This window comes from Lonsdalea quercina (assembly GCF_900107885.1).
Taxonomy (GTDB): Bacteria; Pseudomonadota; Gammaproteobacteria; order Enterobacterales; family Enterobacteriaceae; genus Lonsdalea; species Lonsdalea quercina.
Genome location: NZ_FNQS01000016.1, coordinates 21858 through 32638, shown reverse-complemented (window position 1 = coordinate 32638; position 10781 = coordinate 21858). Strand labels below are relative to the sequence as shown.

General features: G+C 53.3%; 10 protein-coding genes and 1 riboswitch. Of the genes, 4 read left to right on the top strand and 6 right to left on the bottom strand.

Going from position 1 to position 10781, the window contains the following annotated elements:
- Positions 1 to 556: 556 nt before the first annotated feature.
- Positions 557 to 1486, top strand: coding sequence for a homoserine O-acetyltransferase MetA (gene metA, locus BLU64_RS16255; RefSeq protein WP_026744329.1), 930 nt, complete (start codon positions 557 to 559; stop codon positions 1484 to 1486).
- A gap of 312 nt (positions 1487 to 1798) precedes the next feature.
- On the opposite strand, the gene BLU64_RS16250 is transcribed toward metA, so the two are convergent.
- A complete protein-coding gene (locus tag BLU64_RS16250; protein ID WP_026741126.1) occupies positions 1799 to 3253 on the bottom strand; it encodes a DASS family sodium-coupled anion symporter in 1455 nt (484 codons plus the stop codon).
- Between the two features lie 231 nt (positions 3254 to 3484).
- Entirely contained in the window at positions 3485 to 4849 is a 1365-nt protein-coding gene (lysC, locus tag BLU64_RS16245) for a lysine-sensitive aspartokinase 3 (protein WP_074729407.1), read from the bottom strand.
- A 115-nt stretch (positions 4850 to 4964) separates the two neighbouring features.
- Positions 4965 to 5160: riboswitch (Lysine riboswitch) on the bottom strand.
- 174 nt (positions 5161 to 5334) lie between these two features.
- On the opposite strand from lysC, the gene pgi reads away from it, so the two are divergent.
- Together pgi and BLU64_RS16235 are read left to right on the top strand one after the other, a co-directional pair.
- Positions 5335 to 6987, top strand: a complete 1653-nt coding sequence (gene pgi / locus BLU64_RS16240) for a glucose-6-phosphate isomerase (protein WP_074729405.1) — start codon at positions 5335 to 5337, stop codon at positions 6985 to 6987.
- A gap of 200 nt (positions 6988 to 7187) precedes the next feature.
- Complete coding sequence (locus tag BLU64_RS16235; protein WP_074729403.1) at positions 7188 to 7532, top strand: DUF4156 domain-containing protein; 345 nt, start codon at positions 7188 to 7190, stop codon at positions 7530 to 7532.
- 83 nt (positions 7533 to 7615) lie between these two features.
- Here the strand turns inward: BLU64_RS16235 and epmB are convergent, their stop codons facing one another.
- Positions 7616 to 8662 (bottom strand): EF-P beta-lysylation protein EpmB, encoded by a 1047-nt coding sequence (epmB, locus tag BLU64_RS16230; RefSeq protein WP_026744324.1) that lies wholly within the window; start codon positions 8660 to 8662, stop codon positions 7616 to 7618.
- 35 nt (positions 8663 to 8697) lie between these two features.
- On the opposite strand from epmB, the gene efp reads away from it, so the two are divergent.
- Positions 8698 to 9264, top strand: a complete 567-nt coding sequence (gene efp, locus BLU64_RS16225; RefSeq protein WP_074729401.1) for an elongation factor P — start codon at positions 8698 to 8700, stop codon at positions 9262 to 9264.
- Between the two features lie 72 nt (positions 9265 to 9336).
- Here the strand turns inward: efp and blc are convergent, their stop codons facing one another.
- The 3 genes from blc to frdC form a co-directional block, all read right to left on the bottom strand.
- A complete protein-coding gene (gene blc, locus BLU64_RS16220; RefSeq protein ID WP_026744322.1) occupies positions 9337 to 9888 on the bottom strand; it encodes an outer membrane lipoprotein Blc in 552 nt (183 codons plus the stop codon).
- Between the two features lie 124 nt (positions 9889 to 10012).
- On the bottom strand, positions 10013 to 10369 hold the full coding sequence (frdD, locus tag BLU64_RS16215; RefSeq protein WP_026744321.1) for a fumarate reductase subunit FrdD: 357 nt from the start codon (positions 10367 to 10369) through the stop codon (positions 10013 to 10015).
- 14 nt (positions 10370 to 10383) lie between these two features.
- Positions 10384 to 10779: a fumarate reductase subunit FrdC gene (frdC, locus tag BLU64_RS16210; RefSeq protein WP_026744320.1), complete on the bottom strand. Its 396-nt coding sequence runs from the start codon at positions 10777 to 10779 to the stop codon at positions 10384 to 10386.
- Positions 10780 to 10781 lie beyond the last annotated feature (2 nt).

The following is a 10781-nucleotide window of genomic DNA, read 5'->3' as shown; positions in this document are numbered from 1 at the left end:
GCCGTACCCGGTCTGGCCTATTCTTCGGCACTCATCTTCCGTTTATTCTGGGAAGTGAAATGGTGGAGTCAGTTTTTTCATAGGGAATACATTCTGTACGACGGCCTTATGAGGCCTGTTTACCCCCATCTTTCACCGGGCGCAGCCCGATCCGGATTGACATCACCTGCCCCTCGGAATGACGCGAAGACGTGTGGATCTAACCATCACAGAAAAGACTGCCGGGCATCAAGCCAGCGGCGGAAGAATAATTAATAGTCTATAGCGAAATATCATCGTCACCCTGGCTCCCTCCAGAGATAACACGGTTCTATCTCTCAGCTTTTTATAGAGATTTGGCTTATGGCTTCCTACTGAAGTGTATTTTATACAGCTACATTATCTGCAAAATGGCGTGACAGACACCTTCTTATGCATAAAAAGAATAAGCTCATACTGTTTTGAGTGAAAGATTTTCAACTGCATCTGTTCGCTATCGACATCAACTTGGAAAATAGCTATCTTTGGCTGTCTGGAAGTCTAAACGTATAAACGTATGCAGTGAGGTTATAAGGTTATGCCAATCCGAGTCCCCGATGAATTGCCCGCAGTGAACTTTTTGCGCAAAGAAAACGTGTTTGTGATGACATCGTCTCGTGCGAAAACTCAGGAAATTCGTCCGCTTAAGGTATTGGTACTTAATCTGATGCCAAAAAAAATCGAGACTGAGAATCAATTTCTTCGGTTGCTATCGAATTCTCCTCTGCAGATCGATATTCAACTGTTACGAATTGATAGTCGGGAGTCAAAGAATACGCCGACCGAGCATCTCAACAATTTCTACTGCAACTTTGAAGATATTGAAGATGAAAACTTTGATGGCCTGATTGTCACCGGGGCCCCATTGGGGTTAGTCGACTTCTGTGATGTGGTTTATTGGCCGCAAATTTCGCGGGTCGTCAGCTGGGCCAAAGAACACGTGACTTCAACATTATTTGTATGCTGGGCTGTGCAGGCGGCATTGAACGTCCTTTATGGCATTCCCAAACTGACGCGTGATGTGAAGCTGTCCGGTGTTTATGAGCACCATACCTTTCAGCCACATGCGCTGATGACGCGCGGTTTCGATGAAACCTTCCTGGCTCCTCACTCCCGCTATGCAGATTTTCCCATTGAGGTCATACGCGAACACACCGACCTGGATATTCTGGCGGGTTCAGACGAAGTCGGCGCTTATCTGTTCGCAAGCAAAGATAAGCGTCTGGCGTTCGTTACCGGTCATCCAGAATATGATGCGCTGACGCTGGGTAGTGAATATTTCCGCGATATTGAAGCAGGGTTAGATACCGTTGTCCCAGTGAACTACTTCCCGGAAAACGACCCAGAAAAAGCGCCCAAAGCAAGCTGGCGCAGTCACGGGCATCTCTTGTTTTCAAACTGGCTGAACTATTACGTCTATCAGATTACGCCGTTTGATTTAAGTAATATGAATCCTACGTTGGATTGATATTCTTCACAAAGGCACCTGTGGGTGCCTTTATATTGTCATTTATTCCCCTAATAGTGTACGTGGCGAATTTCTGGTGGGATGGATATGAAATGACGCCGTAGTGATATATGACGCGGATTATCCGTCTGTAGACTCAAGCTGAAGAAAGGGAGACTTTGCTACAGAGCTGGCGGATGAAACGGCTTTGAACTTGGGAGGAGGTGCCAAGTGTTGCTAAAGGTAGTTCGAGGAATAATGAGGTCAACACAAGCTGCTTTGCAATAAAAAAAGGGGCGCGAGGCCCCCGTCGGAATTGAATATCGCTCGTGATTAATACAGCCCTATCACCTTCCACCATAACAAGCCGGCAGACATGAAAATGGCCTGATTAATCAGACTGATAATAAACCCTGTTCGCCACCAGACGCCGGTAGGCACATAGCCCGCGCCAAACAGGATGGGGCCACGGGCATGCGTATACTGGGTGAGGGAACAGTACAGGCTGCTGGTAAACGCCAGCATCAGCGCCATCGGCACGGCGGGAATATTCAAGTTGATGCCCACGCCCAGGAATACAGCATAAAGGGCGGCAATTTGCGCATTTCCGCTGGCAAAGAAGTAATGAGTATAGAAGTAGGCGGCATTGAGTAGCAGCAGTACCAATACCCAACTGGTTCCCTGCATCATATGACCGATGCTGTTACCAATGAGATCGCCAAACCAGGTTGTGAAGCCCAGGTTCTTGAGCTGGTTCGCCATCATTAACAGTGCGGCAAACCAGATTAACGTATCCCAGGCGCCTTTCTCGCTTTTTATATCATCCCAACTCAAAACCCCGGTCAGCAGTAAGAAAGAAAGGCCGACGAAAGAAGCGGTTGTGGCATCAACGCCCAGTTTGTCGCCGAAAATCCACAGTACCAACAGAATCAGCACGGTGGCAGCCATCAGCCACTCCCCACGACTCATGCTTCCCATCTTTTTCAATTCGGCTACGGCGAGTTTAGGCGCGTCAGGCGTGTGGCGAATTTCCGGTTTCACCAGCCAGTATACGCACAGCGGAATAACCAGCAGGGAGATCAGACATGGCACCACCGCTGCGACAAACCAACTGCCCCAGGTGATCGTGACGCCGGCGTTGGCCGCCAGTTTTATCGCTAACAGATTGCCGGTGTAAGCCGTCATAAACATCGCTGCGGTGATGTCGTTGACGTTACCAATACAGGTGACCAGGAACGTACCGATTTTGCTGCGAGATGCATCATCTGGTTTGGAGTCGAAGCTGCGAGCCAGCGAGTCTGCGATAGGATAAATAACGCCGCCGCAGCGGGCCGTGTTGCTAGGCATCGCCGGAGACAGAACCAGATCGGCAAAAGCCAGCCCGTAAGCCAGACCCAGCGTGCGTTTACCAAGCAGACGAATCATCTGGAGCGCAATACGCCGTCCCAACCCGGTTTTGATGAACCCTCTGGCAATCATGAAGGCAACGACAATCAGCCAAATCAACGAACTGTTGAGATCGCTCAGCGCCGTCTGGATGGAGGCGCTAGGCGTCTTGTCGCCTGCCGCATAAGTCAGGGCAAACAGCGTAATACTGATGATCCCGATAGCTCCGATCGGCAATACGTTTGCCACGATACAGACAATGGTTGCGACAAAAATAACGGCAGAATGCCAGGCTGCGGGAGTCAGGCCGGTGGGAGGAGTTAGTTGCCAGAAGAAAGTTGCAATAATGACGATGACTACTAAAGGAAGCCAATTCAGGCCATAAGACGTTTTGGTCTTCATCCGTTTTCCTTACAAAGGTCTGAAGATATTGCGTGTGTAGCCCTATAATATCGGTTAGGGAGTGAACTAAGAATAACGCTAATAAATCACTGGGAAAGCGAAAATATGCGTCTCATTGACGTAAGGAGTTTTTAAAGTATTTATTTTAAAGCCTTCATTGACGAGACGGCAATGAAAGGAAGTAGACGATGGCCGGTATTAAGCGGCCGGCCATCATAAAAGATGAGAGTGTTATTCGAACAGATTATGGTGCAGCGTTTGTACGACCTGTTCGGCAGCGCTGGACGGTACCAGAAAGCACAGATTGTGGCTGCTGGCGCCATAACAGATTAAGCGAATATTAAAGGGTTCCAATACGCCAAATACCTCTTTGCCCACACCGCAAGCCTGTGACAGTTTATTGCCGATCAGGGCGACCAACGACATGTTTTCTTCCACTTCAACGCGGCACAGCGAAGACAGTTCTGTCAACATGGCGCTGGACAGCAGGCTGTCGCCGGTCGACGTCGAACCGGTCGTATCGAGCGTGAGCGCAACGTTCACTTCGGACGTGGTAATCAGGTCTACGGAAATATTATGACGCGCCAATATGCTGAAAACTTCCGCCAGAAAACCCCGAGCATGCAGCATGTTTAGACTGTGCAGCGTCAGCAGGGTTTGCTTGCGACGCAGAGCCAGAGCGCGAAACAGCGGGGGATGTTCTGTTCTGTTGCAGACCAGCGTTCCCCCTGCTGCGGGATCCTTGCTGGAACCAACGAAGACCGGTATATCGCTGCGTACGGCCGGTAACAGCGTGGCGGGATGCAGCACCTTGGCGCCGAAGGTCGCCATTTCCGCGGCTTCCTCAAACGTAATCTGATCGATGCGCTTGGCAGCTGGCACCACGCGCGGGTCGGTGGTGTAAATGCCGGGAACGTCCGTCCAGATATCAATCCTGCTGACGTTGAGGGCTTCGCCCAGCAACGCGGCCGTATAGTCGCTGCCGCCGCGCCCCAATGTGGTCGTACGCCCTTTGGACTCGCTACCGATAAAGCCTTGTGTAATGACGAGGCTATCGGCGAGGCGCGGCAACAGCTGCTCACGGGTCAATGCTCCCAATGCTTCGCAGTCAGGCTCGGCGCGACCAAAGCGGTCGTTGGTACGCATGATTTTACGTACGTCGAACCACTCCGCCTCGACGCTGCGTTCCCGTAGGATCTCGACGAACAGCAGCGTGGACATCAGTTCGCCGTGGCTGACCAGTTCGTCGGTCAGTGCGGTCGAGGTGGCTAACGCCGCCGCTTCCGATAGGCGGGCGATGTTATCCAGCATCCGGTTGATCTCTTCACGGATGACGTCTGGCTGCGTCAGACGATCGACAATGGCATATTGAATTTGGCGGATTCTATTCAGATGCAGGTCGCGTTGTTCTAACGGTACGCCTTCCGCCAGTGCGACGAGTAGATTGGTGATGCCGGCAGAAGCCGACAGCACAACGACGCGTACCTGAGGATTGGAAAGCACCACGTCGGCGCTATGGTTCATCGCGTCAAAATCGGCGACGCTGGTGCCGCCGAATTTAGCGATAATCAACGCGTTTTGTTGTTGAGCAGTCATTTCTAAAACCTCGTGTCAGGAGACGGCATCGCTAAAGCGTGGCGCCGTCCATCGTTAAGCCTGTGCACAAGGAAAGAGCGATAAGCAGGGAGCAGACGTAGGGATAAGCTACGATACACCCAGAAGCGCTCCACCTTGCTGAACATCCTGCGTGCAGAATGAGCCGGTGACAACCCAAGGGATTCAGCCCCTGTGGTCGATGAAATCAATGCCGTTGCTGATCTCACCTCGGCGACGCTCCCCCTCGGGTATCTTCTTCGGAAAACGGCTCCTCCGACACCTTACCTGGGCGACGCACCTCTTCTGGCTTGCGAACCAAATCGGCTCGTAAGTAGGCCAATACAAATAACGGGTTACGTGTCGGCTGTCAATGACTCGCCGGGTTCCCTGCGGGGCAATTCGCAAGAAAAGGGATCTCAAGCGGGGCGTTAAGGGATACAATCCCTTGATTACTGACCATTCATTCTTAGACAAAGAGTACCGTTATGAAAAATATCAATCCAACGCAGACGGCCGCCTGGCAAGCTCTGCAGCAGCATTTTGCCGTGATGAAGGACGTTCAAATCAGCGATCTGTTTGCTCAGGATGATGCCCGCTTCAAGCGGTTTTCCGCGACCTTTGACGACCTGATGCTGGTGGACTACTCAAAAAACCGTATCACGGATGAGACGCTGGAAAAATTGCAGGCACTGGCGCGCGAGACCGATTTGGCCGGCGCAATTTCGTCCATGTTCTCCGGTGAAAAGATTAACCGTACTGAAGACCGCGCTGTCCTGCATGTTGCCTTGCGTAACCGCAGCAATACCCCGATTGTGGTTGACGGTAAAGACGTGATGCCGGAAGTGAATGCCGTTCTGCAGAAAATGAAGCAGTTCAGCGAACGCGTTATCGGCGGCGACTGGAAAGGGTATACCGGCAAAACCATTACTGATGTGGTCAACATTGGCATCGGCGGTTCCGATCTGGGTCCGTTCATGGTGACGGAAGCGCTCAAGCCTTACAAAAATCATCTCAACATGCACTTCGTCTCCAACGTTGACGGCACTCACATTGCTGAAACGCTGAAAACGCTGAACCCGGAAACCACTTTGTTCCTCGTCGCGTCTAAAACGTTCACTACTCAGGAAACGATGACCAACGCTCACAGCGCGCGTGACTGGTTCCTGAAAGCGGCGGGTGACGAGAAATGTGTCGCTAAGCACTTTGCTGCGCTGTCCACCAATAGCAAGGCCGTGGGCGAGTTCGGGATTGATACCGATAACATGTTTGAATTCTGGGACTGGGTTGGTGGTCGTTACTCTCTGTGGTCCGCTATCGGCCTGTCTATCGTATTGTCCATCGGCTACGACAACTTCGAACAGCTGCTAAGCGGCGCTCACGCGATGGATAAGCATTTCGCATCCACGCCTGTCGAGCAGAACCTGCCGGTCTTGCTGGCGCTGATCGGCATCTGGTACAACAATTTCTTCGGTGCGGAAACCGAAGCGATTCTGCCGTACGACCAGTACATGCACCGTTTTGCCGCCTACTTCCAGCAGGGCAATATGGAGTCCAACGGTAAGTACGTTGATCGCAACGGCGCGCCGGTCGATTACCAGACGGGGCCGATCATCTGGGGCGAACCAGGCACCAACGGCCAGCATGCCTTTTATCAGCTGATTCATCAGGGAACCAAGCTGGTTCCTTGCGACTTCATCGCGCCTGCCGTCAGCCACAACCCGCTGAGCGACCATCACAGCAAACTGCTGTCCAACTTCTTCGCGCAAACGGAAGCGTTGGCGTTCGGGAAATCGCGTGAAACGGTCGACGCAGAGTTCGCCGCCGCCGGTAAAAAACCGCAGGATGTGGAACACGTTGCGCCGTTTAAAGTGTTTGAAGGCAACCGCCCGACCAACTCCATTCTGCTGCGTGAAATCACGCCGTATAGCCTGGGCGCGCTGATCGCGCTGTACGAACACAAGATCTTCACGCAAGGCGCGATCCTGAATATCTTCACGTTCGATCAGTGGGGTGTTGAATTGGGTAAACAGTTGGCCAACCGCATCCTGCCGGAACTGATGGATGATTCTGCGGTGAGCAGTCACGACAGCTCCACCAACGGTCTGATCAACAACTTCAAAAAATGGCGTCAGGCATAATTAGCCGGACGTGATCCATGCTGCTCGCGCGGCCCGCAGCTTTAGCCGGGCGAGCAGAAAGCGACAGACCGGCGGACGGTCTCTCTGGGCTCACCCTGAGTGTGGGAAAGAGAGCCGATACGCCCGTTATCGTGACATCGTGGTACCTGCTATCGAAACAATGACCGTCAGACTGCGATTTTAATCATCTCGGAGGGAACATGCGGATTCGTATTCTTATGGCAGCAGCCGGCGTTTTGCTGGCGGCCGGATGTAGCTCGACTCATTCGCTTAGCCCCGCAGGGCAGGCAGTGCGTTTTACGGATAGCTTGCCTGGCGCGGATTGTCAGCGGCTCGGCGTTGTGACCGGCACTCAATCCAACTGGTTGTCGGGCAACGGCGATGAAGGCAGTTCGATGCGGGGCGCGGCGAACGACCTGCGCAACAAGGCTGCTGAGATGGGAGGGAATGTTATTTTCGGCGCGACGTCGCCGAGTCAAACGTTCCTGTCCAGTTTCGCTCCGTTGGATAGCAAGATGCAGGGTGAGGTTTATAAGTGTCGTTAACGACCACGATGTAAAGTCAGGGGCCGACGAACGTTTTCGTCGGCCTTTGTTTTATCCAGAGACTGTTTTATCCAGCGACTGTTTTATCCGGCGACGTCATCCTGACTTTGCCGCATGCCAAGGTCCAGCGGCGTCTTGCTGGCTTCTCCGCCGATCTCCCGCGCCAATCGGGGGACCAGATAACCTGACACCAGCGTCATCAGCGTTTTAACGATGTCTCTCGCCTCATTATCCGGTACCAGAAAATGCGCAGCTCCCTGCACTTTATCCAGGACATGCAGGTAATAAGGTAAAATACCCGCGTTAAACAGCGCGTTGCTGAGCGTAGCGAGCGTCGTCGCATTATCGTTCACGCCGCGTAGCATTACGCTCTGATTCAGCAGCGTTACCCCCGCCAAGCGTAATCTCGCCATACTTTGTGCTACGTCAGTGTCGATTTCATTCGCGTGATTAATATGCGTGACAAGCACGACACGCAGTCTGGATTGCATAAAGCGTTGGCATAGCGCGTCCGTGATCCGGGCGGGGATCACCACCGGTAGCCGGCTATGAATGCGCAAACGCTGAAGATGGGGAATGCTTTCCAATTCGGCGATCAGCCAGTCCAGCTCGTGGTCTTTCGCCATCAGCGGATCGCCGCCGGAAAAAATGATCTCATCCAGTTCAGGATGCTGGCGGATGTAGTCCATTGCCTGCCGCCAGTTAGCCTTATTGCCCTGATGATCCTGGTAAGGGAAGTGGCGACGGAAGCAGTAGCGGCAATTGACGGCGCAGCCGCCTTTGACCAGCAGCAGCGCACGGTTATGATATTTGTGCAGCAGGCCGGGAACCACACTGTCCTGCTCTTCCAGCGGATCGTGGCTGAATCCTGGCGTCTCGACGAATTCCTGCGGCGCGGTGATCACCTGCAACAGCAGCGGATCGAGAGGATCGCCCGGTCGCATCCGCGCGGCGAATGCGCGCGGTACGCGCAGGGGGAAAAGTCTGCGGGCATCACGCCCTTTTGTCAGTTGAGGGTGCTCTTTGAGTGCGAGAAACTGGAGTAATTCGTCCGGGTCGGTAATAACGTCGGCGAGTTGCTGTAACCAATCTTCTCCAGACAGCGTATTTCGGGTTATAATGTGTGCCATTTTTTGGCTAAGTTACCAGTAATAAGAGGACCAACATGGCGTCTTATAGTACCAATGAATTCCGTTCCGGTCTTAAAATCATGCAGGACGGTGAGCCGTGTGCGATCGTTGAAAATGAATTTGTTAAGCCGGGCAAAGGCCAGGCGTTTAACCGTGTAAGAATCCGTAAGTTGATTTCCGGCAAAGTGCTGGAAAAAACCTTCAAATCCGGTGATTCCGTTGAAGCGGCAGACGTCATGGATATGAACCTGACTTACCTGTACAACGACGGCGAGTTCTGGCATTTCATGAACAATGAAACGTTTGAACAGCTGGCCGCCGACGCAAAAGCGGTGGGCGATAACGCCAAATGGCTGGTTGAACAGGCAGAGTGCGTACTGACCCTGTGGGACGGCGCTCCGATCGCCGTTACGCCGCCGAACTTTGTTGAGCTGGAAATCACCGATACCGATCCGGGCCTGAAAGGCGATACCGCGGGTACCGGCGGTAAACCTGCGACGCTGACGACGGGCGCTGTGGTTAAAGTGCCGCTGTTCGTCCAGATCGGCGAAGTGATTAAAGTGGATACTCGCTCCGGCGAATACGTGTCCCGCGTAAAATAATCTCTCCGCATCATACCGTTGCTTTCCTGCAGCGGTATGAATCATACCGTTGGGTCCCCGTCCAGAGTCCCGTCAATGCTTCGCCCCCGCAACATCCTCATCCGATTGATTAACCCAAATAAGTTGTTCCGTGTCAAAACCATAGCGTCTGGCGGTCGCCAGCAGTTCTTGTTTCACCGCGTCGTCCAGCGTGGGCGTGCGAGATAAGATCCACAGGTAGTTACGGTTAGGCCCGCAAATCATGGCGTAGCGATAAGCCTCGTCCAGCGCTATCACATTATAGCTACCGTAAAATGGCCCGAAAAAAGAGACCTTCAGCGATGCCGTCCCGGGATCGCCAGTCAAATAACCTTTGCCCGTACTCTCTTTCCAACGCTGCTGCTGCGAATGAAAGCCGCGATTGGTCACGGTAATGCCGCCGTCCTCGCGCGGGTGATAAGTCGCCGTCACGCGATCTAACCCGCGTTCGAAGCGGTGGTCGAGACGGGCAATTTCGTACCAGGTGCCGAGATAGCGGTGAATATCGAAGTTTTTTACGACATCGACGTTCTCCGGCGGCGTCGTACTGCAGGCGGAGGAGAACAAGGACGTCATTGCCGCCACCAGCGTTTTCCATTTTTTCATCGGTTTTTGTCCTCCACGGATAAACCATGGTTTGAGAGTGATGACGTTAAGGGTAGGAAGCGTTTGCCGGACTGGCAATGAAAAACGGCCTGCACAGGCAGACCGTTGCTTTGGGGGCGGGGTTTTAGAGCGTGACGAGCCCGATAACGGTGACCACCGTCAGAATGGCGGCCAGTCCGTAAAAGACCCATTTCCCTGCCGGCACGTGAATTTTGAGGTCGTGCATGGCGTGATGGATGCGGTGCAGGCCGCACCAGAGGGGCAGCACGATCATCAGCAGCAGGAACACCCGGCCAATGAGGCTATGGCTGAATGCCGCAATGCGGTCGTAGGACAGCGCGTCCGGGAACAGCCCCATTGGCAGCAGAATACCGACCAGCAGGACGATGACCGGCCCGAAAATGGCGCTCCACATGCCACCGGCGCCGAACAGCCCCCAGAAAGGCGGTTCATCCGAACGTTTTGGCGTTTGATTAATCACGTTATTCCTCCTGATCAGTACAGCAAGGCGATAGCCAGTATCGCCAGCGTGACTACCACGGTCACGATCCACAGCGCTTTAACGATCGGCTCCGGACCCATCTTTTCATCTTTGATCACAATAATGGTGGCTTTTGGCGCCAGATCGAACCAGGTTTTGGTCTGGAGAGCCGCCGCCAGCAGCGCGATGATGTTGATGAACAGCACCACGGGGTTTTGCAGGAAGCTGACGAAGCCCACCCAGCCTTCTACGCCGTGTTTCAGTGCGAAAACGCCGTACAACAGCACGATACTGAACCACACAGCCGGAATCGCGGTTCCTTCGCGCAACATATAGAAGCGGTAATATCCCAGCTTCTGCCACCAGGTCGGCGTCATGCCACGGACATACGCTTTACGTTTGGTTGTCATTG